Source organism: Klebsiella sp. PCX, assembly GCF_021869705.1.
Lineage (GTDB): Bacteria > Pseudomonadota > Gammaproteobacteria > Enterobacterales > Enterobacteriaceae > Klebsiella > Klebsiella quasipneumoniae.
The window spans coordinates 2854785-2881692 of record NZ_CP091527.1; the positions used below are offsets into that span (position 1 = coordinate 2854785).

The following is a 26908-nucleotide window of genomic DNA, read 5'->3' on the forward strand; positions in this document are numbered from 1 at the left end:
CCTGGGTAATTCCATAAGTTCAGAATCAGCTTATCACCGCTTAAACGTAGTTATTTCAATCTTTGTTTTGCTATGTAAATGGTGATTGCCACCTGAAAGGTATTAAATTGATCTAGATCAATGTAAGTGCGATTTTTTGATTTCGCCACCTATATTTTCAACCGTTTAACTTCGGCCACCGCTTGATTAAGACTTTTCCTATACCACATAATCCAACAGAAGATAGCAAGATTATCAGATTTTTATTCTAGTTATGTATGTTAATGTGGTTAATTGTTTTGATTATTCTAGCTAATAAAATTCACTTGGTCAGACCGCCGCAGGCGGGTACTCTGCACCGGCAATACGGGGATTTGTCAGGGAGTGGTGGATGACTACAGGCTATAAACTACTTGGCTATAAGTTAGCGGATAATATTTTCTACTGCCTGCATCATCGGGAAATTATCGCGTTACGTGGGACGCGAACGCAGGTTCAGCTGCGCAGCACCATGGCTTGTTTACTGGAGTATTTGCTGGCACATGGCAGAGAACGTCTGGTCAGCGATGAAGAGTTAATGATTAACGTCTGGGAAAAAAATAATCTCCGTCCGTCCGCGCAGCGATTATGGCAGGTTATCCAGACCCTAAAATCTCGCTTAAACCAGGCGGGGGTCGAAAGCACGTTAATTGTCCGCGTTAAATGCGCAGGGTATTATATTAATCCTGCTTGCGTAGCCGAAATTTATTCCTTCAAACCGCCGGGCATGATGAATTATATAAACAACTCGCCTGCTGATATGAATAAGCTCCTGGTTCGCAACTAATCTCCTCTCCACGCCGTTTAGATCGCTTGCAACAGGGTTTATTCTTTGAATATTTTAATTCACAGCAATAATATTTATTTTAATATCGGCATCGCCCAGTGTTTCAGAGATATTCAGGAAACCCTGCCCGGTCTGAATATTATTCATTCACTGCCGCTCAGCCATCTGCCCGATCTGGCCGGGATGGATGTAATTATTTTAGCGCTGGAAAACTATCACGATTATCAGGCCGCTGCTGAATTAGCCCAGCGCTATCCCGGTCTGGTGGTCGGATTTACCTCCGCCAACAATGTGAGACGCGGACGCGCCTTTTACGCGGATACCCTCCTGTGGGTCAGCCAACGGGAAAGCGTTCACGAGATCGGCCGCCTTCTGCGCCAGCTGGCAGACCGTAGCCGCCCTTTCGCGCCGCGCCATCAGCGTCAGAGTCACTCCTCCCGGCTGCGAGCCCCACTTAATGACCTGGAGATGCAGATGATTCGTGGCGTGGTCGACGGACAGTCAATTAATCAGATGGCGGACGCGCTGGGGGTTAATCGCAAGCGGGTTTATAACGGACTGGAGCGGATCAAAATGAATTTTCGCCTCGTCAGCCATACCCATTTTCATCATTTTATGACCGCGGAGGCCACGTTTAGCCACCTCTGCGCCGATCTCAGCTGCTATAGACCAGGAGTACGGCCAGCCCGGCAACGACGTGCCGCATCGCGACCGGCCGAAAGTCATTCATATAATTTGAATGAGTTTCGCAAATTGTTTTGATTTTAAACTCCAGGTACTGCGCGTATTCTTTATCACATCAGGGCGACAAGCCCTATATCAGACACCAGATTAAGGAATACGACCATGAAATCCATCAAAACTTTCGTTGCTGTTGCTGCACTGTCACTGTTCTCTTCCGTTAGCTTCGCCCAGAGCGTCAGCGCCACCGCCTCCACCCTGGACCGTGCTGAAGCCAAAATCGCCGCCCAGGCCGCTGAGCAGGGTGCGTCCTATAAAATCACCAGCGCCCAGTTTAATAATCGCGTCCATATGACGGCTGAGCTGAGCAAATAATCTCTTCGTTCTTTCGCAATGAAAAAAGCGCCGTCAAAAACGGCGCTTTTTTTTCGCCTCTTTCTCCGGGCAGTGATTTCCTGAGCGGCGCGCTGTGGCGTTCAGCCAATTCCGGGCCAATACTTACCGTATCCCCCGGAAAAGAGAACCCGATGATGAAAGCCTGGATCGTCAACAAACCCGGTTCACTGGACAATCTGCAGCTTGTCGATCTTGCCGACCCCGGCGCGCCGGCGGCAGGCGAGATCCGCGTAGCGCTCCACGCCACCTCCCTGAATTATCACGATTTGCTGGTAGCGACGGGGGTGATTCCCACCGCCGATCGGCGGATCCTGATGGCGGACGGCGCGGGGGTGGTCGAAGCGGTTGGCGCCGGAGTCAGCGAGTTTCAGCCAGGCGACCGGGTGGTGGCTGGCTTTTTCCCGCAGTGGCTGGATGGCCGTCCTGGCCCGCAGGTGAAGGACTTCAGCCAGACCCCGGGCGACGGCGCCGAGGGGTTTGCCTGCCAGTATGTGGTCAGACCGGCCAGCCATTTTACCCATGCGCCTGACGGATGGAGCTTCAGGGAAGCGGCGACTATCACCACCTCCGGCCTCACCGCCTGGCGCGCGCTGGTGGTGGAGGGGCGGCTAAAAGCGGGCGATACGGTGCTGACGCTCGGCACCGGCGGCGTGTCGATAACCGCCCTGCAGCTGGCGAAAAGCATGGGCGCGCAGGTCATCGTCACCTCCTCATCAGATGAAAAGCTCGCCCGCGCGCGCGCCCTGGGGGCTGACCATCTCATCAATTACCGCACCACCCCGGCATGGGGTGCTACGGTGCAGGACATCACCGGTCATCGCGGGGCCGATATTATCCTCGAGCTCGGCGGACCGGGCACCCTGAGCCAGTCGTTCGAAGCCGTCCGTGTTGGCGGACACATCGCCCTCATCGGCGTCCTGACTGGCTTCGAAGGTCATGTGCCCACCCATCTGCTGATGAGTAAACAGGCCCGGCTGCAGGGGCTGGTGGTGGGTCATCGCCGGCAACAACAGGACTACGTCAACGCGCTGAACTTGCAGGCGTCGCGGCCGGTCATCGATAAAGTGTTTGATTTTGCGGCCTTACCAGACGCCTTCCGCTATCTGCAAAGCGGCGCCCATTTCGGCAAAATTTGCGTGGAGTGGTAGGGGTGAGGAGATGAGATGAACAGGGCCTCCGTGCCCTGGGAACGGCTTTATTCGAAAAAGACGTCCGGATTGTCCGACAGCGAAACAAAGGATTTCGTGTTTTTATCCAGCGCCTGAATCTCGCCGCTTTCAATGTCGTAGAACCAGCCGTGCAGGCGCAGGGTATGGTCGCGCAGGCCGACGGCCACCGACGGGTGGGTTTTGATGTTGTTCAGCTGAGCGATGACGTTTTCCTGCACCATGCCGTTGACCTTATCGGTTTCGCTGGCCCAGGTTTTCTTTTCCACCACCGCTTTCGCAGCATCAGCGTAGCGCAGCCAGTGAGACACCGCCGGCATCGGCTCCAGGCACTGGCAGGTGGCGATCGCTTTCATCGCCCCGCAGTTTGAGTGGCCGCAGATCACGATATCAGTCACGCCCAGCGCAACCACGGCATACTCAATGGTCGCGGATACACCGCCCGGCTCCGGCCCGAAAGACGGCACGATATTCCCGGCATTACGAATAACAAAGAGCTGTCCCGGCTCCTGCTGGGTAACCAGTTCCGGCACCAGACGGCTGTCAGAGCAGGAGATGAAAAGCGCTTTGGGATTCTGGCTGGAAGCCAGGCTGCGGAAGAGCTCTTTACGCTGGGGGAAGATCTCTTTCTGGAAGTTGAGGAAGCCCTCAATGATATGTTGCATAGCAGTGTCTCTTCTCTGTAGTTATTACGGTATGACAAAGATCACAGTTATTCAGTTTACCATTGCTGACAAGAATGGGAATCGTTATTCAAACAGTTGCGCAGAAAACGCGCGCCGCGGATGCCCATTCAGCCTCGCCTATTCCACAGGGTTTTCACGTGCTTTCCTGAGCCAGTTTGCTACTCTGTTTGCTCGTACCGTCCCCACGTTGCCGACCGCCTGACGGCGGCGAACACACCAGGAGTTGCTATGTTCTTATCCAGCCTGATGGCCATTGCCGCGGTGCTGATCATGGGCGTGATCAGTCCCGGCCCGAGCTTTATTTTTGTCGCGCGCAATGCGGTCGCCCGCTCGCGCCTGCACGGTCTGGTGACCGCCCTCGGCACCGGCGCGGGCGCCGCCATTTTTTCTATTATGGCGATGCTGGGCCTGCAGAAGGTGCTCACCGCGGTGCCGGAGCTGTTTATTGGCTTGAAAGTAGCGGGCGGGCTCTACCTGTTGTGGCTGGGCTATAAGATTTTCCGCGGTTCGGCGCAGCCGATGGATTTTTCCGCCAGCGGCATGGCCGGCAACCATTCGTTGCTGAAGACCTTCCGCGACGGGCTGTATACCCAGCTGAGCAATCCCAAAACCGCGCTGGTGTTTGCCTCGATTTTTACCGCCCTGCTGCCGACGCAGATCCCCACCGCGTTCTATTACATCGTGCCGCTGATGAGTTTTCTGATTGACGTTAGCTGGTATTCACTGGTGGCGCTGGTGCTCTCCGCCGATCGCCCGCGTCGGGTCTACCTGCGGTTGAAGCGGCGAATCGATATCGCCACCGCGACGGTGCTGGGGGCGCTGGGCCTGCGGCTTATCGCGACCTCTCTCACCCGCTAGCGGCTACACGGTATGGATACGGATATCGTGTTGCTGAAAGGCAACGCGATATTCGCGACTAATATTATCCTCCACCACCAGCACATCGATATCGCTGCTCGCGGCCACCACGAACCGCGCCACCGCCGGAATTTTATCCGAGGTCAGGCCGATGATAATTTCGCTGCACTGCTTAATCACCGCTTTCTTAAACTCACAGTCGGCATAGTCAAAACCGGTCAGGCCTGACTCTGGCGCCATGGCGCAGCCGCCGATAAACCCCTGGTCGAATAACATCCCCTGCACCTGAGCCACCGCCGCGGCCCCAACGCAGCCCCCGCTCGCCCGCTGCACCTGACCGCCGAGCATCACCACGTCGTAGAGCGGCTTTTTCACCAGCACCGCGGCGATCTCCGGAGAGTTCGTCACCACCGTCAGCGCAAGCTCGGCGGGCAGCGCCTCGGCCATCGCCAGATTGGCGGTGCCGGTATCAATGAAAATAGTGCCGCCGGGTTTCACCAGCCGGGCGCACTGCTGCGCGATCCTGAGTTTTGTTGCTCGGTTTTTATCTTTCCGTTCACTGTAGTCTCCCGCTTCCGGCAGGCTCAACACCGCCCCGCCGTAGACTTTTTTACAGACGCCTTCGCGGCTAAGCTCATGCAGATCGCGGCGGATAGTATGTTCAGACACCTGAAGACGCGCCGCCAGATCCGCACACACCACCCTGCCGTTTTCCTGCAGGATCTGGCAAATCAGCGCTTGTCGCTGTTGGGGAAAAGCAGCATAATCGAGCAAATCAACTCCTTAAATAATCATAAACGAGCAACAGTAAGCATGATCGTCTGCCCTGCTGTGATTGTCAATGTTCCTGCCCGGAGGTTTACCATGAAAATTGCCCATTTCGCTCTGTGGACCCAACAGCTTGAGGCTCAGGCCCGCTTCTGGGTCGAGTTCTTTGCCGCCAGTATTAATGAAAAATACCTCAGCCAGACCAACCCCGGATTTGCCTCCTATTTTGTCACCATCGACGACGAAGTAGTGATCGAGCTGATGACCAAGCCTGGCCTGCAGCAGGCCAGCGCGGATAATAACCATACCGGCTGGGCGCATCTGGCCCTCTCGGTGGGCGGCGCAGAACAGGTCGATGCCCTTGCCCAACGCGCTGGAGCGGCGGGAATACTGGTTTCACCCCCGCGCACCACCGGCGACGGCTATTATGAGGCGGTGATCGCCGATCCCGATGGCAACCTGATTGAAATCGTCGCATAGTCAGTAGACCGCCAGCTATAAGGAGGCATCCATGGCACGTTACCGGATCATCGACACCGCGGCCTGGCCCCGCCGGGACCATTTCACCTTTTACCGACAATTTGCCAACCCCAGCTTTAATCTCTGCGTTCCGATAGAGGCGCAGCGCCTGTACGAATGTGCGAAGGACCGGCGGGTCTCATTTTTTCAGCTCGCGCTCTATGCCCTGCTGCGCGCGGCCAACGGGGTGCCGCAGCTCCGGCAGCGCGTGCGCGATGGCGAGGTGATTGAATATGACAGCCTGGCGGTCATGACGCCGGTGATGACCGTCGAGGAGGGCTTCCGCCAGGTATGGTGCGACAACGCTGCCGAGTTCACCGCCTTCAGCGCCGCGGCAACGCCGAAGATCGTCGCGGCAAGAGAGACACCGCCGGCGCCGCTCATCGTCGATGGCGAACATTTTATCTGCGCCAGCTGTCTGCCGTGGCTCCACTTTACTTCGATGACCCATGCGGAATACGCGGTGGGCGCCGCGGTTCCGGCGCTCACCTGGGGGAAACTGCAGAACGGCGTGATCCCGGTAGCCGGGCGATTTAACCATGCCTTCGTCGATGGTCTCCATGCCAGCCGCTTTTATGCCCTCGTCGAAGCGGGGTTTCGTGACCCCGAGCGGCTCTGGCAGCCGCTAACCGCGACCGCCCCCTCACTGCTCCCCCCTACGGCGAAGGATCGCTGAGAACTCGCCACACTCACCGCCGGGCAGTCTTCCCTCTGTCCGGAGGTCGCTTTTCCCTAACTGTCGCCTTTGCAACAGGCAGCGCAAAAGCGCGCTGCATTTGCAGCAGTCCGCTCCGTCAGCAGACATAGCCACCCCGCTAAATATCGCCAACCTGCCTTCCTCTCTCGCTGGCACGTGTTTTGCTTACTCATACATATAACCCATGGGCATTATGAATAATTTATTTATCCAATTTACGCATAAGCTATTCACTGAATAAGAGAGAAGATGATGTCAGCCAGTTCACCCGCTCTGCCTTACACCCAGTCCTCGCCGCAGGCGCATATTATTGCCAGCGATGCGGAAGCCCTCGCCATCGCCGATGAGATCGCCGCCGTGCTCAAACCCGGCGCCGCCGAGCGCGACCGCACGGGTATCGTCCCGGTGGAGATCGTCAATACCTACTCCAACAGCGGGCTGTGGGGTATTACGGTGCCGCGCCGCTTTGGCGGCGCCGAGGTCTCGGCCGCGACCCTGGCGCAGGTCATTGCCATTCTTTCCGCGGCCGATCCATCGTTAGGTCAGATTCCCCAGAACCACTATTGCCTGCTGGAAGATATTCGTCTGCAGGGCAGCGACGACCAGCAGGCGTTCTTTTTCGCCCAGGTACTGCAAGGCTATCGCTTCGCCAATGCCCTGTCGGAAACCGGGGGGAAAACGGTCCTCGATATTCGTACCCGTATCGTGCAAGGCGCCGAGGGGCTGCGGATCACTGGCCGTAAAGGCTATTGCACCGGATCACTGTATGCCCACTGGATTGGCATTCTGGCGCTGGATGCTGACGATCGCGCCCAGCTCGCCTTTGTGCCACAGAACAGCCCGGGGCTGACGGTGGTCGATGACTGGGCGTGCCTCGGTCAGCGAACTACCGCCAGCGGCACCGTACTGGCCGATAATCTTCCGGTCAATCCCTTCCACCTTTTCCCAACGTGGAAGTCCTACGCCAGCCCGACCCTTGCCGGCCCCTTTGCCCAGTTGACCACCGCGGCGATAGACGCCGGTATCGCCCGCGCGGCGCTGGACGATACCGTGGCGTTCGTGCGCAACAGCGCCCGACCATGGATCGACGCCGGTGTGGCGCGAGCCAGTGACGACCCGCTGACTATCTACCATATCGGTCAGCTGGATAGCCGTCTTGCCGCTGCCGACGCGCTGCTGGAGCGGGCCGGACGGGTGCTCGACCGCTATAAAAATGACCTCAGTGAGGAACATGTCGCCGAGGCGTCGCTGGCCGTCGCCCGCGCCAAAATCTGGACCACTGAAGTGGCGCTGGAGGCCGCCAGCCGCCTGTTTGAGCTGGGGGGCACGCGGGCTACCGGTGAGTCGCTCAACCTCGACCGCCACTGGCGCAATGCCCGGGTGCACACCCTGCACGACCCGGTACGCTGGAAGTATCAGCTGCTCGGAAACTGGGTGCTGAACGGTATTCGTCCGCAACGACATGACTGGAACTGATATGACGAGTCTGCTGGCATTTTTCGCACAAATCGACTGGAGCGATGTGGCCCAGGCCGCCCTCGATACCCTCACCATGCTGGCCTGGTCGCTGGGCTGGACCGTGCTGCTGGGCCTTCCGCTGGGGATCGTACTCTATCTCACCGGCGAGCCGCGTTTGCTGTACGCCCCGCGTCTTTACCGCCTGTTGTCATTGTGCGTCAACGTGCTGCGCTCCCTGCCGTTCATCATTTTACTCATTGTTATGATCCCGTTGACCACGTTGCTGACCGGCACCTCGCTGGGGGTGGAAGGAACCATTCCGCCGCTGGTCGCCGGCTGCGCCCCGTTCTTCGCCCGGCTGGTGGAAACCGCACTGCGCGAGGTGGAGCACGGCCTGGTGGAGGCCAGCTGGTCGATGGGCGGCAGCACCTGGCAGCTTATCTGGCACACGCTGTTGCCGGAGTCGCGGGCCGGGCTGATCGCCGCTGTGACCGTGACGGCCATTTTGCTGGTCGACTACACCTCGATGGCGGGGGTGATTGGCGGCGGTGGGCTGGGCGATCTGGCCATTCGTTTTGGTTATCAGCGCTTTCAGACTGACGTGATGGTGGTCACCGTCCTGATGCTGATTGCGCTGGTACAGCTTCTGCAAATGAGCGGCGACCGCCTGGTGCGCTACGTCAGCCGCAAATAACTTACCCTTCCAGGTTTCAGGAATCACTATCATGAAAAAATCCATTATCGCCGCCGGACTTCTGGCCCTCTTCTCCACCACAGCAATGGCTAACGAGACGCTGATCGTCGGCGCCACGCCGGTACCGCATGCGGAAATCCTGGAGTTTGTGAAGCCCGTGTTGGCAAAGGAAGGCGTCGATTTACAGATCAAAGTATTTAACGATTTTATACAGCCCAATCAGCAGCTGGCGGAGAAACACCTCGACGCTAACTACTACCAGTACCGTCCGTTTCTCGATAACTACAACCAGACCCGGCATACCAACCTTATTCCGGTGGTCGGGGTGCATATCGAACCTTTCGGCGCCTACTCCAGCAAATACACGAGTCTCACCGCGGTGCCTGACGGGGCGACGATCGCCATTCCTAACGATCCGGTGAACACCGGACGCGCGCTGGTGATGTTAAGCAACGCCGGGCTGATTACCCTCAAGGATCCGCACAATCCGCAATCGGCAACGAAGGACATCACCAGCAACCCGCATCACTTTAAAATCCGCGAACTGGAGGGCGCCATGCTGGCGCGGGCGGTGAAGCAGGTCGACCTCGCCTTTATCTTTGCCAACTATGCGCTGGAGGCCGGTATCGACACCGATAAAGCGTTGCTGGTGGAAAAAGGCAGCGATCTGTACGTCGAATATCTGGTGGCGCGTCCGGACAATATTCAGGACCCGGGCATTCAGAAACTGGCGCAAGCGCTGCATTCGGACGCCGTTCGTCAGTTCATTCTGACGCGTTATCAGGGCAAAATTTTACCCGGATTTTAATCACCGCGGGCAGCGGCGACAGCCGCTGCCCGGGCAAACGGAGCGCATCATCGTGACGCATATCCCCGCCCCACCGATCCATATTGAGTTTGCTGGTATCAGCAAAGCCTATCCTAACGGCGTGCAGGCGCTACAGGACATTGACCTGACCATCCGTCAGGGCGAAATTTTCGGCATCATCGGCCGCAGCGGCGCCGGAAAATCCACCCTGCTGCGCCTGTTTAATCGCCTGGAAAGTGCCGATAGCGGCGAGATGTTCATCCACGGCGAGTCGACCGTTCGCTACTCCACGCGCCAGCTGCGCGACCTGCGTCGGCGGGTGGCGATGATTTTTCAGCACTTTAATCTGATGGCCACCAAAACCGTGGCGCAGAATATTGCGCTGCCGCTGAAGATGGCTGGCATCCCGGCCGGCGAACGTCAGCGGCGGGTTACGGAAATGCTTGAGCTGGTGGGCCTCAGCGCCCTGCGCGACAGCTACCCTGCCCGCCTTTCCGGCGGCCAGAAACAGCGAACCGGCATCGCCCGGGCGCTGGTCACTCAACCGGAAATTCTGCTGTGCGATGAGGCAACTTCGGCGCTGGATCCGGAAAACACCTTGTCGGTGTTAACCCTGCTGAAGGAGATTAACCAGCGCCTGGGGCTAACTATCGTGCTGATCACTCACGAAATGGAGGTTATTCGCACCCTCTGCGATCGGGTCAGCGTGCTCGAAGGCGGACGCATTGTCGAACAGGGGGAGGTCTGGCGCGTGTTTGGCAACCCGCAACATCCGGTGACGCGCGCTATGCTCGGCCTGCAGCACCCCGATCGCCCGGAGGCCAGGCCATCGCTGCGCGACGGCGAGCAGATCGTGACCTTACGGTTTGACGGCAGCAGCGGTCGCGAACCCAATCTGCAGCATATCGCCAGCCTGCTGGGGGGCGACGCCCGCCTGCTGTACAGCAACTGCGAGCGTATCCAGGGCCGGGTCATCGGCCAGCTGCAGGTCCGGCTGAGCGGGCCGCTGGCCGCCAGCGCGCTGGTGCAGGATGGCTGGGTCGCGGACAGCATTTTGACCCACCCTCTTCAGACAGCGGAAACCACTGCGCCATAGCCATAGAATGGAATTATATTTCCGATCCTTTGCTAAGGATAATTGGTTATAAATCATAGCGTTTCAGTGTTAGACAGGGCGAAGTGCGCCTCTTATCTTTCGTCATGAATTGTAAATCACCACGCAATCACTTGATGAGGTAGTACTTTTGTCCAGATTACAACAAGGATTAAAAACCCAAAAAACCCGCTTCGCCCTGGCGCTAAAAGTGGCCCTGCTCGGCGGCGTGGTAGCATTTTCTTCTGCTGTCTTTGCTGAGGGTCTCCTGAAAGAAGGCATCACCCCGGCCACTGACGCCAGTCAGATCCCGGCCAGCGCCAAGCTGCGTAAAGACACGGTGGTGGCCGGGATCTCCGAGCCGCAGGGGATCTTTAACCCCTACTTTTTCGTCAACGGCTGGGATGAGAACGTCACGAACGTCATTTTTTCACGCCTGATCGACTGGGACAGCCAGGGCAAGCTGGTCCCGGGGCTGGCGGAGAGCTGGACGGTCAGCCCGGACAGTAAAGTCTATACCATTAAATTGCGCCCTGGTCTGACCTTCAGCGATGGTTCACCGCTGACGGCGGAAGATGTCGCCTTTACCCTGACGGTCCTGCTCGACCCCAAATATGATGGCGATACCGACATCACCCTGGCCAATATCGCTGGCGGCGCAGAATACAAAGCCGGCAAGGCTGACAGCGTCAGCGGCCTGAAGGTCATCGACCCGCTCACTCTTCAGGTGACCACCACCCAGCCAGGCGCCACCACGCTGGCCAAAATTGGCGGGCCAGTGCTGTCGAAAGCCTGGTACGGCAAAGGATATCAACGGGGACATCTCGACTATCTGCGCTCACTGCACGGCAAGCCGCTGGGCAACGGCCCTTACGTGTACGATACCTATATTCCCGGTCAGGAAATTCGCTTCCATGCCAATAGCCATTTTTACCGTGGGACGCCGCCAACGCCGCGCTTTATCTATCGCGTGACCAATCCGTCGACCAACTTCCAGTTGTTCCAGACCGGGGAGACCGACTACGACGCCTTTACCTCGCGTCCTGACGATATCGAACAGCTGAAGATGCTCGGCTTCGCCAACATTAATCTTTACGGCTCCAGCGACTACAGCCAGGTGGAATTCAACGTTCATCGTCCGGCGCTGCAGGATAAGCGGGTGCGCCAGGCGCTGATTTACGGCCTGGACCGGCAGAAGCTGATCGACGTGGTCTACCAGGGGTACGGCAAAGTCGCCATCGAGCCGATCGCCCCGATCTCCTGGGCCTTTAACGCAGAAGGCGTCAATCCTTACCATTACGATCCGGCGCAGGCGAAAAAGCTGCTGGATGAGGCCGGCTGGAAAGCTGGCGCCGACGGTATCCGCGTCAAAGAGGGCCAACGCCTGGAGCTAACCCTGCTGGTGAGCAAGAAGGTGCTCAACGATGCGTTGATCCCCATCGCCAAAGAGAACTGGCGGCAGATCGGCGTGCTGCTTAAGCCGCAGGTGGTGGATTTCAACGCTCTGATGGCGCAGCGCAAAGCCGGAAATTACGATCTCGCCTCGTTCAGCACCAGCACTCTCAACGACCCGCACGACGGGGTATGGGATTTCTACAGCAGCGAAGCTAAAGAGTCCGGCTACCACAACGCGGAGGTCGATAAGCTGATTAACGCCGGCAACGCGGTGCTCGACATCGAAAAGCGCAAGCCGATCTATCACCAGCTGTATAAAGTGCTGGCCGACGATCCGCCGGTGATCCTGCTCGGCTATCGCAACATCCTTTCCGCCAGCAGCGCCCGCGTCACCGGCTTTAAACCGGATATCTACAACGGCCTGACCGGCAGCCTGCCGGATGTGAAAATCGTTAAGTAAATCCCCTGGCCGCCGGGTTAACCGGCGGCTGATGCGAGATCGTCATGAAAAATTTCATCCTGAGGCGCCTGCTGCAAACGCTGCCGATGCTACTGCTGGCCTCGTTCATTATTTTTATGCTGTTTGCCAAAACCCCCGGCGACTTTATCGATGGCAATATTACCCTGACCGCCGCCCGCGCTGCGGAGCTGAAGGCGATCTATGGCCTCGACCAGCCGCTGTTCACCCGCTATCTCCACTGGCTGGGACAGCTTCTGCGCGGCGATTTAGGCTTTTCGCTGCAGTATCAGATCCCGGTCAGCCAGCTGCTCAACCAGTACATCTGGAACTCTTTTCTGCTGGCCAGCGTCGCGCTGGTCTTTTACTGGGGCATTGGCCTGGCGGTCGGCGTGGTGTCGGCCCTGCGACCTGGCTCCTGGTTTGATCATCTGGTGAGCGTCGCGGTGTTTGCCGCCATGTCATTCCCCACCTTTTTCCTCTGCCTGTTGCTGATTAAATGGTTTGCCGTCGATCTCCACTGGCTGCCGGTAGGCGGGATGACCAATACCGGCAGCGACGAAAGCGGCTGGCAGTATGTGCTGCAAGTGGCTGCCCACCTGGCGCTGCCGGTGCTGGCGCTGGTGATGCTGCAGGCGGGCAGCCTGACGCGCTATGTGCGCGCCAGTATGCTCGACGTGGTGAAAATGGATTTTATCCGTACCGCCCGCGCCAAGGGGTTGCATGAGCGCACGGTGATCCTTAAACATGCGCTGCGCAACGCCCTGCTGCCGATCATCACCCTGCTGGGCTTTGAGCTGCCGGGGCTGTTCTCCGGGGCGATCATTACCGAAAAGGTATTCAACTGGCCGGGGGCAGGCCACATCCATATCGACTCGCTGGCCGCACGCGACTATCCGGTGCTGATGGGGTTTACTCTGTTTCTGGCGGTGCTGACGATAGTCGGTAATTTGCTCGCCGACGTGCTGTACGCCTGGGCCGATCCGCGTATTCGGGTGAGGTCATGATGATCCTGTCTTACTTTGCTTCCCGTCGCCGTCAGCGGCAGGCGGCTATCCCGGTGCTGGCGCACATTACCCCCTCTCCCTGGCGCCAGGGATGGCGACAGCTGCGCCGTAACCGGCTAGCCATGTTCTGCCTGATCCTGCTGGCCGTAATGGCGGTGTGGTGCGTGCTGGGGCCCGTCTGGTCGCCGTGGAAAGATGATGCCACCGACGCCCTGAGCATCAACCAACCGCCCGGGGCGGAACACTGGCTGGGGACCGATTTCCTTGGTCGCGATGTCTACACCCGCCTGCTGCTGGCCGGGCGCATCTCGCTGATTATCGGCCTGCTGACCATGGTGATGTCGGTATTCCTCGGCTATCTGCTCGGCGCCCTCTCGGGTTATGTCGGTGGGTTAACCGACAGAGTGATTATGCGCGTGGCCGACCTGGTGATGACCATCCCTGGATTGCCGCTGTTGATTGTCGCCGGGGCGATGCTTTCCGAGCTCGATTTTTCCCCGGACTCGCGCATCTATATGGTGGTGGTAATGCTCAGCCTGCTGGAGTGGCCCCGACTGGCGCGGCTGGTGCGCGGGCAATGTCTCTCCCTGCGCGAACGCGATTTTATGCTGGCCACCCAAGTACTGGGCCTGTCGGCGCGTCGTCGGCTGTTCGGCCATCTGCTGCCGAATACCATTCCGATTCTGGTGGTGATGGCGACCATGGCTGTCGCCAACGCCATTCTCAGCGAATCCGCGCTGAGCTATCTCGGCCTCGGCGTGGTGCCGCCAACGCCGTCGTGGGGCAATATGATGGATGCCGCCAATAGCCTGATCGATTTCCAGCGCCGTCCCTGGCTGTGGATGCCGCCTGGGATCGCCATCTTTCTCACCGTGATCGCCATTAACGTGCTGGGCGATGGCCTGCGCGACGCCATGGATCCCAATATGAAACCGAGGCTGAAATGACCCTACCGTTAGTCTCTTTTAATCATCTCTCCGTCTCTTTCGCTGGCGAACGTCATCGCGTGCGCGCGGTGCAGGACGTCTCTTTCACGATTCAGGCCGGGCAAACCGTTGGCGTGGTGGGCGAGTCCGGCTGCGGCAAAAGCGTCACCGCCATGGCGCTGATGGGCCTCCTGCCGTCGCAGGCCGCACGCATCGACGGCGGCGAAATTCGTTTCGCGGACCGCGATCTGCTGCGGCTGAACCCCAGACAGATGGCCGACCTGCGCGGCCACCAGCTGGCCATGATCTTTCAGGAACCGATGTCGGCCCTGAACCCGGTGTTGACCATCGGCGAACAGCTGTGCGAACCAGCGATCCGCCACCTCGGCGCCACGCCGAAAGCCGCCTGGCAGCTGGCTATCCGGCTGCTAAGCGAGGTCGGCCTGGCGCGCGGCGACAGCCTGATGGCCAGCTACCCCCACCAGCTATCCGGCGGCATGCTGCAGCGGTTGATGATCGCCATGGCGCTGAGCTGTCAGCCCAAACTGCTGATTGCCGACGAACCGACCACCGCGCTGGACGTCACCGTGCAGGCGCAAATCCTGCGCCTGCTGCGGGACCGGGCGCGGGCCAGCCAGATGGCGATGATGCTGATTACCCACGACCTGGGGGTGATCGCGCAGATGGCCGAACAGGTGGTGGTGATGTATGCCGGGAGGATCGTGGAACAGGGCGCCACGGCGGAGGTGCTACGCCATCCGCAGCACCCTTATACGCGTGGGCTCATCGCCTCCCGCCCGGTGCCGGGCGAGCGGCGTCGGCGACTGTACTCGATTCCCGGTCAGGTACCGGATCTGGCTGCCCTGCCGGCGGGCTGCGCTTTTGCCGGGCGCTGCGAACGGGCGACGCCGCGCTGCCGGGAGGCGATTCCGCCGCTGCTCGGCGAGCGCCAGCGGGCCGCCTGCTTTTATAGCGAATTTGCGGAGGCGACAGCATGAGCGATCGCTATGTTATTGAAGTGGATGGATTGAAGAAGTATTTTCCGCTGCGCGACGGCCTCTTTGGCCAGCAGACCGGCGAGCTTCGCGCGGTGGACGGCGTCAGCTTTAACATCCGTCCGGGCACTATTTTTGGCCTGGTGGGCGAGTCCGGCAGCGGCAAAACCACCGTCGGCCGAACCCTGCTTGGCCTGTACGAGAAGAGCGCCGGCAGCGTGAAATTTCACGGTCAGGAGCTGGCCGACCTGACCGCGCCTGCCCTGCGCGCCATACGGCCGAGGATGCAGCTGGTATTTCAGGATCCCTACAGCTCGCTGAACCCGCGGCTGCGTATTGGCGAGGCGATAGGCGAAGCCATGCTGCAGCACAAGCTCTGCACCCGCGATGAGCTCTATGACCGGGTGATCGACGTGATGAAGATCTGCGGCCTGGCGCCGGAACACTACGCCCGCTTTCCGCATCAGTTTTCCGGCGGCCAGCGCCAGCGGATCGGTATTGCCCGGGCGCTGATCCTCAACCCGGATTTTATCGTCGCCGATGAGCCCATCTCGGCCCTCGATGTGTCGATTCAGGCGCAGATCATCAATTTGTTTTCCGACCTGCGCGACGACCGCGGCGTCACGTTTCTGTTTATCTCCCACGACCTCGGGGTGGTGGAGCATTTATGTGACGATGTGGCGGTGATGTATCTCGGGCAACTGGTGGAAAGCGCCAGCCGCGATGCGCTGTTCAGCCGCCCCCTCCATCCCTACACCCGCGCTCTGCTAGCCGCGGTGCCGACCCTCGACCCGCACAGCGAACCGCAGGCGCTGGTGCAAGGCGAGATCCCGGATCCGACCAATCCTCCCGCCGGCTGCCGCTTTTCATCCCGCTGCCCGCAGGTCGGCGAGCGGTGCCGCAGAGAAGCGCCGGCGCTGCGCGAAGTGGCCCCTGGCCATCGGGTCGCCTGCCATTGGGTCGCGTCCTGAGCGCGATCGGCGGGGTTATTTATTTCTAAACAACCGGCCGATTGTGCACAGCGGCGCCAGGATTTACTATCCGCTCCGTCTTGTGAGACGCGTTATGAATGAAGCGTAATATTTTTGTTCATTTTTGCCCGATGGCTTCGGGCATTTTTTTGCGACACGCCCGGGAGCGATCCTGCCGGCGACAAATTTAGCGGGGCGCGGTCGCCCGTCTGTCAAAACGCAGCAAAGGAATTGCTTGTCCGCGCCCCGCTATCCTTTCATCACCTTCCCGTGAAACCCCGGCAAAAAATAAGACAACATGAGATTGCCTGAGGCATAGCTTTATCTTATTTTTTATGCGTGTACTCCACATTAAGGAATCAAGATCATGCTTAAGCGTCGCACTATTAAAACAGCACTGGCGGCGGTTATTTCTCTCGCCGTCATGGCGGCACCGGCCTATGCCAACCCGGGTAACGGCAATGGCAACGGCGGCGGCGGTGGTAATCACGGGAACAGTGGTAACCATGGCAATAGCGGCAATCATGGTAACAGCGGTAACAGCGGCGACCATGGTAATAAAGGACAAAATAAAGGTCAGTCCACTGACGATCATGGCAACCGCAAAAACTACGGCAAGCCCGACCACGTTGACAGCGATATTAGCTTCTCACGGGCGCGCTCCCTGGCCGTGAACTACGGTCTGGTCGGCTATCAGGCGCTGCCTCCGGGTATCGCCAAAAATGTCGCCCGCGGCAAACCGCTCCCTCCGGGTATCGCGAAAAAGACCCTGCCAGCTTCTATGATTAACGATCTGCCCTATTATCCGGGCTATGAATGGCGGGCGGTCGGCGATGACCTGGTGCTGGTAGCGCTGAGCACTGCCATTGTCACCGCCGTGATTAACGGTGTGTTTGACTAACTCACCTGCTTATTAAAAAGCCTCGCTCCGGCGAGGCTTTTTTTGTGCCTGGCGCTGGAGAGTGACAACTCGCTGGCATCATCGCTAAGATAATGGCTCAACCAACCCGGGACCGACTATGGACAAAGATACTGTAGTGACGCTGTTGAAGTACAAGCGCTGGATTGACCTTGCCACCTTGCAGGCGATCCGCGCGATAGACGGAACAATACATGGCGAAAAGCGTCACCTGACCCTCAGGCTGATGAACCATATCCATGTCGTTGACATGATTTTCCGGGCGAATCTGCGCGGCATGACGCACGGTTACACCGCGCTGAATACCCCCGAGACGCCAACCATTGATGCGCTGGAAACGGCAATGACCGCCTGTACGGACGAATACATTCACTACGTCAGCGCCATGACCCCCGCCGATTTCCACGAACGTATCGCCTTCAAATTTGTCGACGGCGGCGACGGCAATATGACCGCGATGGAGATGTTGAACCACATGCTCTTTCACGGCGCCTATCACCGCGGCGCGGTGGGCTGGATGATTGGCGAATGCGGCGGCGTGCCGCCGAAAGATGTGCTGACCGTTTTCCTGCGCGACCATCATTCCTGAGGATGCGAGACCATCAGCCGTGAATCGCGCGGATGATCAGCAGCAGTTCTGCCTGATTACGGGTGTGGGTTTTCCGGTACAGGGCGCTAAGGTGGGTTCTGATGGTGGCGATAGATACGCCCAGATGTAAGGCGCACTCATCCGGCGTCATGCCCCGCACCAGCAGCTCCGCCACCGCATTTTCGGCAGGCTTGACGTTAAACAGTTCCATCAAGGCGCTGCCGGTGAGAAACGGCTCGGGAATAATCACGCAGGCCATCCCGGTCTGGCGGGCCGCCGGGATCACGAGGATCGGTTTCGGCTGACGCCCGGCGGTATAGCACACGCCTGCCCTCGGCGGCTCTGCCGTCCGGGTGGCCTGCTCGATAGCCCGTTTCAGTTTTTTGCTGTCGGTATCAAGGCACAGCGTATCGCCCCCGTTATACCAGGAGAGGCGGGCGTTGGCGCGCAGGTAGCGTTCGGCATGCGCGCTGGCGTAGAGAATTTTACCGCCATGATCCACCAGCCATACCGGGTAGATCCCGTTGTCCATCACCGCGCTCTGGTATTTTATGGTGTCTCGTAGCTGTTCAAATCGGGCGTGAAGCTGGCAGGCGGTTTTTAGCGCCGGGATCAAACGCCTGAACAGCTCAAACTGCGCCGGCTGCGGATAAGCCGCCGTATTCGCCGTCATCAGTGACAGATAGGTGGTATAGCCATTGAGGGTGCACAGCTTGACGCTGGTAAGATTATTCAGATCGTTGGGGTGATGAAACTCATTGTAATAGACGCTGCCGGCAATAAATTTATCGCCTAAATACTCGCGGTCCCGGTACATTTGCCCGACCGGTAACGCGGTCAATATTTTTTCGGCGGGATCGATGGCCAGAAACACGTCGCGATAGGCGGTAAAGACTTTTTCCTCGAGCAGGAGTGAATCGGTCAACAGGTGCGCATTGCCTTTATCGTAGAACAGAAATGCCGCGTACTGATGGCCGGTGAGGAACGCCAGTTTCTGCAATGCCGATTTCCACAAATCAGGATCCAGGGTGGCCATCAGCACCGTTTCCAGGATCTCGATATAAATCAGTTCCGGATCACTCGCCATACCGCCACCTGTGAGTCACTGTTTCCGCGGCCGGAGCGGCGCATGTGGCCGCCCTGATCAGCATAGTTCCGCCAGCGAAACAATGACAGTCCCGGTTCGCTGAGCGGACCGGGAAAGGCGGTTGCCGGGAGCGTGACGCCAATGCGTTATCAAGGGGGCTCAGGATCCGCTGTTGCGGGTTTAGATAGCGCCCGCCTTCCGGCATAGTGTCCGCCAGACCATCAGGGCGCACACCAGGGTGACGACCGCCAGCCCGCTAAACAGTAGCGTATAAGCAGAGTCATAGCTCTCGCGCAGCGCCCGGAGGGAAAAGTCAGGCAAAAGCGCAGCCGCCTGCGGCATATTGCCGGCTCCCAGCCAGCCTGCGGCGCGGTGAATCACCTCGGGGGCATACCCGTGAACGCGACTCTGCAGGGTCAGGGTATTGCTTGCCGTTAATACCGCGGAGACTATCGCCAGGGCGATCCCCTCGCCGGCAACGCGAACGGTGTTGAACAGGCCTGCCGCCATACCGGCTTTCGCCACCGGCACAGCGGATATCGCCAGGCCGTCCATCAGCCCCCAGGGAAGCGCCGCCCCCGCCCCACAGAGGATCAGCGCCAGCACCAGTTGCGGAAGATGGTTACTGTGAAAAGCATTCCCCAGCAACAGCAACCCGACGGAGGCCATCATCAGCCCTCCCGTGGACACCCGCCCCGGTGAAAACCAGCGGGTGAGCAGGGCCGCAACGGATGGGAAAATCAGCATCGGCGCGGTCAGCGCCATCAGATACAGCGCGCTCTGCGACTCACTCATCCCCTCTCCGCCCATAAAATGCAGTGGAACAACAATCAGCAGGACCACGTAGCAACAGCAGGTGGCGACAGGCAGCAACAGTACGCCGACAAAACGCGGATGGCGCAGCAGGGAGAGTTCCAGCACCGGGTTGCTCACCCTCTGGCAGCGCACGGCAAACGCCACGAACAGTCCCGCCGACGCGATGAACAAGGCCAGCGTGGTCAGCGATAAAAAGCCGCGGGCCGGAATGACCATAAGCGATGCAGTAAACAGCATCAGGGCCAGCGTAAACAGGGTTAAGCCGAGGTTGTCGGGTGTCCGCGGCTGGCTTTGTTCTGCCGCCGGCAGATACGCCAGACCGATAAGCAGAACCATCGCCGAGAGCAGTGCAAACAGGGCGTATACCCCGCGCCAACCCACCGCGTCGGTCATGAAGCCGATCAGCAGCGGGCCGAACGCCAGGCCGGCGCCGAACACCGTGCCCAGGATGCTGAATGCCCGCGTCCGCTGAGTGCCGTCATACAGCTGGGCCAGCGCCGCACTGCCGCTGGCTAAAATCATCGCCGCGGCCAGGCCCTGCAGAGCCCTCAACACGCCTGACAGGAAGAGATTGTGCGTCAGACAAAACAGCAGGCTGCTCAGGCAAAACAGCGCGGCGCCGGCGATAAAAATACGTTTTCTGTCGATGGCATCCGCCATCACCCCTGCGGCCAGCAAAAAGCTGCCGAAAGTCAGCATAAAGCCGTTGGTCAGCCACGACAGCGCAGCGGGAGAGCCGCCCAGCGACTGCTGTATCGCCGGGGTGGTCATGACGCCGCCGGTAAAACATAACGGCAGCAGCAAGGCCGCCATAAAGACAGAAAGCGCCGCCAGGGCGCTGGCGTATCGGGAAGGTGTTCTGGCGGTGAGTAACATCGGGCGGCCCTCATCAGTCGGCAAGGAATGAATAAACTATCGCCATCCTATTGCGGATGTTCTTGCCGATAAATAGACTGAAAATATCTTCTTAAGAGACAAAAAGTTTATAATCGATGGACAGCCTCACTTCGCTGACGTCCTTTGTCCGCACCGCCGAAACGCTAAGCTTTGTTCAGGCCGCCAGGCTGCTGGGGATATCTGCCTCGGCGGTGGGTAAGAATGTCGCCCGGCTTGAGCATAAGCTGGGGGTCCGGCTGTTCAACCGCAGCACCAGAAACGTCAGCCTGACGGCGGAGGGGGCCGCGTTTCTGACCCGCTGCCAGAGTATCCTGGAGCAGATCCAGGAGGCCGAGTCTGAGCTGACCAGCAGTCTTTCACAGCCCACCGGTAAACTGAGGATTTCACTGCCTGTCATCGGCTACCGCCTGCTGCTCCCTGCCCTCACCGCCTTTAGCCGTCTTTATCCGCAGGTTGAACTGGATCTCGATTTTAGTGACCGGCTGGTCAATCTGATCGATGAAGGATTTGATGTCGCTATCCGCAGCGGCGAACTAGCGGACTCCCGCTTGATCGCCAGAAAGCTGGGGGGCTTTCGTTTTGTGCTCTGCGCCAGTCCGGCCTATCTGGCGGAATACGGCGTTCCCGGCTCGCCAGCGGAATTAGCGGCGCACAAGTGCATTTTTTTTCGCTTCCCCGCGACGGGGCTAATCCAGCCCTGGGAACTGCGCGATATGCGGCTGACGGGAGATTTCAGGGCCGCTTCCATTATGACAGTCAATAACATTGAGGCCGCCATTCGCTTAAGCGCGGCGGGGATGGGCATCGCTTATGTGCCTGATTTTGTCGTGCGCGAGGCCATCAACGAGGGACAACTGCAGGAGGTGTTGCCCGGCTGTTGCGTCAAGGATGGGCATTTCTCGGTCCTGTGGCCCGCCAGCCGCTACCTGTCACCGCGAATACGCTGTTTTATCGATTTTATGGCTGCGGCAGAGATACCCTTGTCACCCGTATCGGCAAGCCCTATCCCCTGAAAAGCTCAGCGCCGGATGTCCTGCCGCGCGGCCAGCGAAAGCCGGCGGCAGGTGCGCATCGTCAATCATCCGTCAGTACAATGCGCCCAATGACCCGGTACTTTTGCGCATCAAAGAGGTAAAACCAGACCGCGATGGCGGCGCCAAAGCAGAAGCAGGCCAACACGATCCACGGAATGGCATGATAAAACGAGGAGCTGGCGGCAGCGCCCGCGGCAAACGCCATATTGTTGAATAGCAGGTAGACGATGTAGATCATCCCCATCCCCCCAAGCAACGGCGCAACGCCCGTTTTAAACCAGTGTCCTTTGCCAATATTTTCTTTATTGCCGTGGAAGTAAACGATCACCGCAAAGGCGCAAAGCGCCTGGACAATCATAATGCCCATCGTACCCAACAGCGCCAGCAGGGTGTAAATATCCGCGTAAGGATCTTTGCCGGTGATAAAGAACAGCAACACAATCAGCGTGGCGATAACGGTCTGCACTGTAGAGGCAACATGGGGAGAGCCGTGGCGCGAGTGTGAACGACCCAGCGTGCGCCCGGCAAACGGAAACAGATTTTCCCGCCCGAGCGCATAGAGATAGCGCGCCGCGCAGTTATGAAACGCCATCCCGCAGGCAAAAGAGCCGGTGATCACCAGTAGCTTAAACACCCCGACCGCCCACTCCCCCAGATACTGGCGTGCCGGACCGTAGAAAATCTCTCCTGCGCGGTTAGGATCCTGGGCAAGGGCAATAGCCCGCTCCGGTCCCGTTCCGGCAATCGCCATCCACGAAATGAACACGTAGAACACGCCGATACCAATCACCCCCAGCAGGGTGGCCAGGGGAATGATCTTTTTCGGGTTCTTCGATTCTTCACCGTACATTGCCGATGACTCAAAGCCCACCCATGACCAGAAGGCGAAGAATAATCCAATTCCGGCACTGGCGCCGACCACCCCTTTTGCCGGGGTAAAGGCGTTCAGCGGGTTGATCGACTCAGGGACAAAACCCTGTGGCCCTCCGCCGTGGATCAGCACCGCCACCGCGACGGCGGTGAGGATCAAAATTTCCAGTACCAGGCACAGGCCGAGCACCCGGGAAGTGAGCGAAATATCGAAATAGCTCAGCACTCCGGTAGTCATTAGCATGGCGAAGGCAAAGATAAGCCAGGGGACATGTACGCTGAAGACCGTATTGATTAAATCCTCGCAGAAAAAGGCGAAAATCCCAACCAGCGCGGCTTCAAAGACAATGTAGGTCATGGTCACCGTCACTCCTGACGCCATGCCAACGATCCGCCCCAGCCCGTGCGAAATGAAGCCATAAAATGCGCCGGTGGCGGTAATATACCTGGCCATCTGCGCATAGCCGATGGCGAACAGGGCAAGGATTAGCGTGGCGACCATAAACCCCGCGGGCGCGAACTGGCCATTACCACTGCCCACCGCGATCGGCACATTGCCCAGCATCGCAGTGATCGGCGCCGCCGTGGCGATAGTCATAAACAGCACCCCGCCAAGGCCTACCGCATTTGGCCGCAGCCGCTGCACAACATGTTTTTCCACCGCTGGCGCGGGATTGGCAAGAATTTCATTGCTCATGATGAACGCTCCGTTCAGTTCAGGCACGCGGCGGATTCAGGCAGGATCTGCCCACCGTCAACAATTAACGACTGGCCGGTGATATAGCCAGCCTGCCGGGAGGCGAAGAACAGCGCCGCCGCGGCAATATCTTCCACCGTACCGAGGCGTTTGAGCGGCACGGCGCTGGCCATACCGGCGATATAATCCTCTCCCATATCCCTCAGCCCTTCCGTGACGATATTCCCCGGCAGGACGGCATTGACGGTAATGTTGTCGCCGGCCAGTTCCAGCGCCGCGCTGCGCATAAAACCAAGCTGGGCCGCTTTGCTGGCGGCATAGTGCGCCCAGCCCGGATAGCCCGTTACGGGGCCGGTAATGGAGGAGGTGAGAATAATGCGCCCATACTCTGCTCGTTTCAGCCACGGCAGCGCCGCCTGGACGGTTAAAAAAGTCCCTTTACTGTTGATCGCCTGCACCTCATCCCATTGCTGTTCACTCATGTCTGCCAGCGGCGCCGAAGGAAAAATCCCCGCATTGCAGCAGACTATATCCAGACCACCCCACTGCTGCGCCGCTTCAGCCACGCAGGCTTTTACCTCTTCGGCATGGCTGACGTTGCAGGTCAGGCCGCGTAGCCTTAGCCCCTGCTCCGCCGCCAGGCCGATCGCGCTATCGATACGCGATGGCGTGCGGGCGGTGATGGTTACCTTTGCTCCGGCGCGGGCAAAGCCGAGTGCAATGCCAAGACCGATCCCACTACTCCCGCCGGTCACCAGCACATGTTTGTTCATAAAATCTGACATCATTTTTCCCCGTCTGTGAAAGTTCTGCGATCCCATCCGTTTGTCTGGCCGTGCAGCGATCTCCGTCGCTGGCAGGAAAAGAATAATCACGTAAATGTTGAATGTTCAACATTTTAATGTGTGATTTCAGCATAAAAATATTGCGCTATGATTGGGCACAGAACTGGTGCAAAGAGCTGGCTTATTAATTTTTATATATCAATAAATTAATAAATAACATCACGCTTTTATCACGCCTGAATGAGAAAAGCACACTTTATACGTTCTATTTTGGTGCAACAGGCTAAATCAAGCCAACAAAATCACTTTAACATACTGTTATTAATATAATTAAGTAACAAGATGGATGCTTGAAACGCAACAAAAAACAAAAAAAACGTCACACATATTGCAAAAGCCACAACTACAACATAAAAATGTGTTAAGAGTGTCATTTCACATTGAGGACAGCATGTTTAACGACGAGTATTTAACAACACTTACCCTGAAGCTGCGGCCGCTCCTGCCCCGCTGGGGGCTCAGCGAAGGCGCAGAGATTGGCCTGCTGACGGTTTCAGAAAATGCCACGTTTCTGGTCAGCGATAAGGCGATGCAGAGAAAGATCGTGCTGCGAGTACATCGCCCAAACTACAGTTCAGCGGTGGAGATCCATTCTGAGCTGATGTGGCTCAACGCCCTGCATGCCCGGGGAGGTATCAACATCGCCGTACCGCTTGTACTGGATGATGGGAGCTGTATCGCCAGCCTCATCGACGGCGAAACGGTCACCCACGTCGTGGGATTCACCTTTGTTGCGGGCAGCGAACCTGATACCGGTAGCCATCTCACCGGCTGGTACCATGCCCTGGGAAGGGTTGCGGGAGAACTGCACAGTCACAGCGAAGGCTGGGTAAAACCCGAGGGTTTTCATCGCAAGGTGTGGAACAGCGAGACAATTATCGGACGCCATGCCTGGTGGGGGGACTGGCGGAAGATGACGCAGCTGAGCGCCGACGATATTACGCTGCTGGAGGCGGTGGAGGCCACAGTGGTCGCCAGACTGGAAGCGTACGGACAGGACGCCGACCGCTATGGGCTGGTGCACTGCGACATGCGGCTGGCCAACCTGCTGGTGAATGAGAATTCGCTGACGGTGATTGATTTTGACGACTGCGGCATCTGCTGGTTTGGCTGGGATTTTGCCACCGCCGTCAGTTTTATTGAAGACGACCCGGCCCTTGCGGACTACCGCGCTGCGTGGCTTGCCGGCTACCGTAGCGTCCGCCCCTTCAGCCAGCAGGACGAAGTGATGCTTCCGGTGCTGGTGATGCTGCGCCGCTTACAGCTGACGGCCTGGCTGGCCAGCCATAGCGAAACAGCCACCGCCCGTCGCTACAGCCCACAATGGGGCGCCATCACCGTACGTCTGGCACAGGCGTTTCTCCATCAGGCGTCACCGCTTAGCGTTACCGTTAACTGCAAGGAACCTGCTGATGAACAATAAAACCCCTATTCTTCAACTGAACCGCTTTGACGCGCTGACCGGCGTGGCCGACGAAAACCTGAGCCGACAGATAGCCCGTCGCCACGCCACCCAGGGGACCGGTTCGGTGCTGTTTTATCCACAACCGATCGTCATGGCGTCGGCCTCCGGAGCCTGGATGGAGGACTCGGCCGGCAACCGCTATCTGGATATGTATAACAACGTGCCGGGCGTAGGGCATTGTCATCCGCATATCACCCAGGCGATGGTGCGCCAGGCCGGGTTACTGAACACCAACACCCGGTATCTGTTCCCGGTACTGGAGCAGTACGCGGATAGCCTGCTGGCGACTTTCCCCACCGGGCTGTCGAATGTGATATTTACCTGCACCGGCAGCGAGAGCAACGACATTGCTCTGCGGATGGCCCGCTTTATCAGTGGTCGGCAGGGGATCATCGTCACCGAGAGTGCCTATCACGGCAATACAACGGCGGTGATGGAGGTCTCTCCCTCCGGGCACAAAGAGGCCCTTCTGCCCCCGTGGGTGCATACCATTCCCGCCCCTGACCTGCGCAGGCTGTCAGCGGGCCAGACGCTGCCTGAACTCTTCGCCGCCGACGTTGAGCGCGCCATGGACGCGCTGGAGGCGCGGGGCTACGGCTGTGCGGCGCTACTGGTGGATACCATTTTTTCCAGCGACGGCGTTTTCGCCGATCCGCCGGGATTTCTGGCCCAGACGGTAGCCCGCGTACAGGCCCGGGGCGGACTGTTTATCGCCGATGAAGTCCAGCCGGGCTTTGGTCGGACAGGCTCTCATTTCTGGGGCTTCCAGCGTCACGGTGTGCAACCGGATATCGTCACGCTCGGCAAGCCAATGGGGAACGGTTTTCCCATGGCCGCGGTCATCACGCGCCCGGCTATTCTGCAGGCGTTCAGCGAAAAGACCGAGTACTTCAACACCTTTGGCGGTAACCCGGTGGCTGCCGCCGTGGGCCTCGCGGTACTGGAAGTGATTGAGCAGGAGGCACTGATGACCAACGCCCAGCGCAACGGGGACTATCTGCGTGCCGGACTACGTCAGCTGGCCCAGGATTTCCCGGCCATCGCCGACATTCGCGGCGCCGGGCTGTTCAACGCCATCGAGTTTGCCCGGCCAGACAGCGGAGATCCGGATCCGCAGCTGACGAGTCGCGTTATCTATCACCTGAAGCTTGAGGGCGTGCTGATTGGTGCGGCCGGTCGCTTTGGCAACAGCCTGAAGATCCGTCCGCCGCTGTGCTTTAGCCGCGATGATGCAGATTTCTTCCTCGAACGGCTGGCGAAAGTCATGGGCCGCCTGAACGGATAGTCTAACCGACAGGGCAAACATCCA

Annotated in this window: 27 protein-coding genes and 1 pseudogene; 21 read left to right on the forward strand and 7 right to left on the reverse strand. The window is 58.6% G+C overall.

The window, feature by feature from the left end:
* The first annotated feature begins 370 nt into the window (after positions 1-370).
* From GQR96_RS13590 to GQR96_RS13605, 4 genes are all read left to right on the forward strand, one after another.
* Positions 371-805: a winged helix-turn-helix domain-containing protein gene (locus tag GQR96_RS13590; RefSeq protein WP_017899535.1), complete on the forward strand. Its 435-nt coding sequence runs from the start codon at positions 371-373 to the stop codon at positions 803-805.
* A 45-nt stretch (positions 806-850) separates the two neighbouring features.
* On the forward strand, positions 851-1567 hold the full coding sequence (locus tag GQR96_RS13595; protein WP_069734144.1) for a hypothetical protein: 717 nt from the start codon (positions 851-853) through the stop codon (positions 1565-1567).
* Positions 1568-1651: 84 nt separating this feature from the next.
* Positions 1652-1861, forward strand: a complete 210-nt coding sequence (locus GQR96_RS13600) for a YdgH/BhsA/McbA-like domain containing protein (protein WP_004202908.1) — start codon at positions 1652-1654, stop codon at positions 1859-1861.
* A gap of 152 nt (positions 1862-2013) precedes the next feature.
* Positions 2014-3030, forward strand: a complete 1017-nt coding sequence (locus GQR96_RS13605) for a zinc-dependent alcohol dehydrogenase family protein (RefSeq protein WP_023318447.1) — start codon at positions 2014-2016, stop codon at positions 3028-3030.
* A gap of 47 nt (positions 3031-3077) precedes the next feature.
* Here the strand turns inward: GQR96_RS13605 and GQR96_RS13610 are convergent, their stop codons facing one another.
* On the reverse strand, positions 3078-3713 hold the full coding sequence (locus GQR96_RS13610; protein WP_004202911.1) for a carbonic anhydrase: 636 nt from the start codon (positions 3711-3713) through the stop codon (positions 3078-3080).
* 249 nt (positions 3714-3962) lie between these two features.
* Between GQR96_RS13610 and GQR96_RS13615 the strand changes: the two genes are divergently transcribed.
* Positions 3963-4592, forward strand: a complete 630-nt coding sequence (locus GQR96_RS13615; RefSeq protein WP_023318448.1) for a LysE family translocator — start codon at positions 3963-3965, stop codon at positions 4590-4592.
* Between the two features lie 3 nt (positions 4593-4595).
* On the opposite strand, the gene GQR96_RS13620 is transcribed toward GQR96_RS13615, so the two are convergent.
* On the reverse strand, positions 4596-5366 hold the full coding sequence (locus GQR96_RS13620) for a DeoR/GlpR family DNA-binding transcription regulator (protein WP_069734143.1): 771 nt from the start codon (positions 5364-5366) through the stop codon (positions 4596-4598).
* A gap of 90 nt (positions 5367-5456) precedes the next feature.
* On the opposite strand from GQR96_RS13620, the gene GQR96_RS13625 reads away from it, so the two are divergent.
* The 13 genes from GQR96_RS13625 (at position 5457) to GQR96_RS13685 (ending at position 17888) form a co-directional block, all read left to right on the forward strand.
* Positions 5457-5840 (forward strand): VOC family protein, encoded by a 384-nt coding sequence (locus tag GQR96_RS13625; protein WP_004202917.1) that lies wholly within the window; start codon positions 5457-5459, stop codon positions 5838-5840.
* Positions 5841-5871: 31 nt separating this feature from the next.
* Positions 5872-6555 carry a CatA-like O-acetyltransferase, family 1 gene (locus GQR96_RS13630; protein ID WP_069734142.1) on the forward strand — a complete coding sequence of 228 codons (684 nt, stop codon included), beginning with the start codon at positions 5872-5874 and terminating at the stop codon, positions 6553-6555.
* A gap of 270 nt (positions 6556-6825) precedes the next feature.
* Positions 6826-8052, forward strand: a complete 1227-nt coding sequence (locus GQR96_RS13635) for an SfnB family sulfur acquisition oxidoreductase (RefSeq protein ID WP_023318450.1) — start codon at positions 6826-6828, stop codon at positions 8050-8052.
* A gap of 1 nt (position 8053) precedes the next feature.
* Complete coding sequence (locus GQR96_RS13640; protein ID WP_004202921.1) at positions 8054-8728, forward strand: methionine ABC transporter permease; 675 nt, start codon at positions 8054-8056, stop codon at positions 8726-8728.
* 31 nt (positions 8729-8759) lie between these two features.
* Positions 8760-9536 carry a MetQ/NlpA family ABC transporter substrate-binding protein gene (locus GQR96_RS13645; protein WP_004202923.1) on the forward strand — a complete coding sequence of 259 codons (777 nt, stop codon included), beginning with the start codon at positions 8760-8762 and terminating at the stop codon, positions 9534-9536.
* A 52-nt stretch (positions 9537-9588) separates the two neighbouring features.
* Complete coding sequence (locus GQR96_RS13650) at positions 9589-10632, forward strand: methionine ABC transporter ATP-binding protein (protein ID WP_017899540.1); 1044 nt, start codon at positions 9589-9591, stop codon at positions 10630-10632.
* A 148-nt stretch (positions 10633-10780) separates the two neighbouring features.
* The gene (locus GQR96_RS13655) at positions 10781-12484 is read left to right on the forward strand and encodes an ABC transporter substrate-binding protein (protein ID WP_004202925.1); all 1704 of its coding nucleotides are present in this window, start codon (positions 10781-10783) and stop codon (positions 12482-12484) included.
* Between the two features lie 44 nt (positions 12485-12528).
* Positions 12529-13488: an ABC transporter permease gene (locus tag GQR96_RS13660; protein WP_004202926.1), complete on the forward strand. Its 960-nt coding sequence runs from the start codon at positions 12529-12531 to the stop codon at positions 13486-13488.
* The gene (gene opp4C, locus GQR96_RS13665) at positions 13485-14435 is read left to right on the forward strand and encodes an oligopeptide ABC transporter permease (protein WP_072500751.1); all 951 of its coding nucleotides are present in this window, start codon (positions 13485-13487) and stop codon (positions 14433-14435) included. The genes GQR96_RS13660 and opp4C overlap by 4 nt, the downstream gene beginning before the upstream one ends.
* A complete protein-coding gene (locus GQR96_RS13670) occupies positions 14432-15412 on the forward strand; it encodes an ABC transporter ATP-binding protein (RefSeq protein WP_069734141.1) in 981 nt (326 codons plus the stop codon). The genes opp4C and GQR96_RS13670 overlap by 4 nt, the downstream gene beginning before the upstream one ends.
* Positions 15409-16380, forward strand: coding sequence for an ABC transporter ATP-binding protein (locus tag GQR96_RS13675; protein WP_069734140.1), 972 nt, complete (start codon positions 15409-15411; stop codon positions 16378-16380). Before GQR96_RS13670 ends, GQR96_RS13675 begins: the two co-directional genes overlap by 4 nt.
* A 367-nt stretch (positions 16381-16747) precedes the next feature.
* The gene (locus GQR96_RS13680) at positions 16748-17281 is read left to right on the forward strand and encodes an anti-virulence regulator CigR family protein (RefSeq protein WP_032456187.1); all 534 of its coding nucleotides are present in this window, start codon (positions 16748-16750) and stop codon (positions 17279-17281) included.
* Positions 17282-17399: 118 nt separating this feature from the next.
* Positions 17400-17888 carry a DinB family protein gene (locus GQR96_RS13685; RefSeq protein WP_017899546.1) on the forward strand — a complete coding sequence of 163 codons (489 nt, stop codon included), beginning with the start codon at positions 17400-17402 and terminating at the stop codon, positions 17886-17888.
* Between the two features lie 13 nt (positions 17889-17901).
* On the opposite strand, the gene GQR96_RS24805 is transcribed toward GQR96_RS13685, so the two are convergent.
* The 3 genes and pseudogenes from GQR96_RS24805 to GQR96_RS13700 all read right to left on the reverse strand — a co-directional run bounded on the left by GQR96_RS24805 (position 17902) and on the right by GQR96_RS13700 (position 20667).
* On the reverse strand, positions 17902-18705 hold the full coding sequence (locus tag GQR96_RS24805) for a helix-turn-helix transcriptional regulator (RefSeq protein ID WP_305964676.1): 804 nt from the start codon (positions 18703-18705) through the stop codon (positions 17902-17904).
* 156 nt (positions 18706-18861) lie between these two features.
* Positions 18862-18975: pseudogene (locus GQR96_RS13695) on the reverse strand (LuxR family transcriptional regulator); the annotation flags it as partial.
* Between the two features lie 180 nt (positions 18976-19155).
* Positions 19156-20667, reverse strand: coding sequence for an MFS transporter (locus tag GQR96_RS13700; RefSeq protein ID WP_069734138.1), 1512 nt, complete (start codon positions 20665-20667; stop codon positions 19156-19158).
* 116 nt (positions 20668-20783) lie between these two features.
* Here GQR96_RS13700 and GQR96_RS13705 point away from each other — a divergent pair, with 116 nt between their 5' ends.
* Positions 20784-21701, forward strand: a complete 918-nt coding sequence (locus GQR96_RS13705) for a LysR family transcriptional regulator (RefSeq protein ID WP_069734137.1) — start codon at positions 20784-20786, stop codon at positions 21699-21701.
* A gap of 61 nt (positions 21702-21762) precedes the next feature.
* Here the strand turns inward: GQR96_RS13705 and GQR96_RS13710 are convergent, their stop codons facing one another.
* Complete coding sequence (locus GQR96_RS13710; RefSeq protein ID WP_004202942.1) at positions 21763-23289, reverse strand: APC family permease; 1527 nt, start codon at positions 23287-23289, stop codon at positions 21763-21765.
* A gap of 14 nt (positions 23290-23303) precedes the next feature.
* Entirely contained in the window at positions 23304-24074 is a 771-nt protein-coding gene (locus GQR96_RS13715; RefSeq protein WP_004202943.1) for an SDR family oxidoreductase, read from the reverse strand.
* A 427-nt stretch (positions 24075-24501) separates the two neighbouring features.
* Here GQR96_RS13715 and GQR96_RS13720 point away from each other — a divergent pair, with 427 nt between their 5' ends.
* Positions 24502-25557 (forward strand): phosphotransferase enzyme family protein, encoded by a 1056-nt coding sequence (locus tag GQR96_RS13720; protein WP_224222640.1) that lies wholly within the window; start codon positions 24502-24504, stop codon positions 25555-25557.
* On the forward strand, positions 25547-26884 hold the full coding sequence (locus GQR96_RS13725) for an aspartate aminotransferase family protein (RefSeq protein WP_077269186.1): 1338 nt from the start codon (positions 25547-25549) through the stop codon (positions 26882-26884). The genes GQR96_RS13720 and GQR96_RS13725 overlap by 11 nt, the downstream gene beginning before the upstream one ends.
* Positions 26885-26908: the final 24 nt, after the last annotated feature.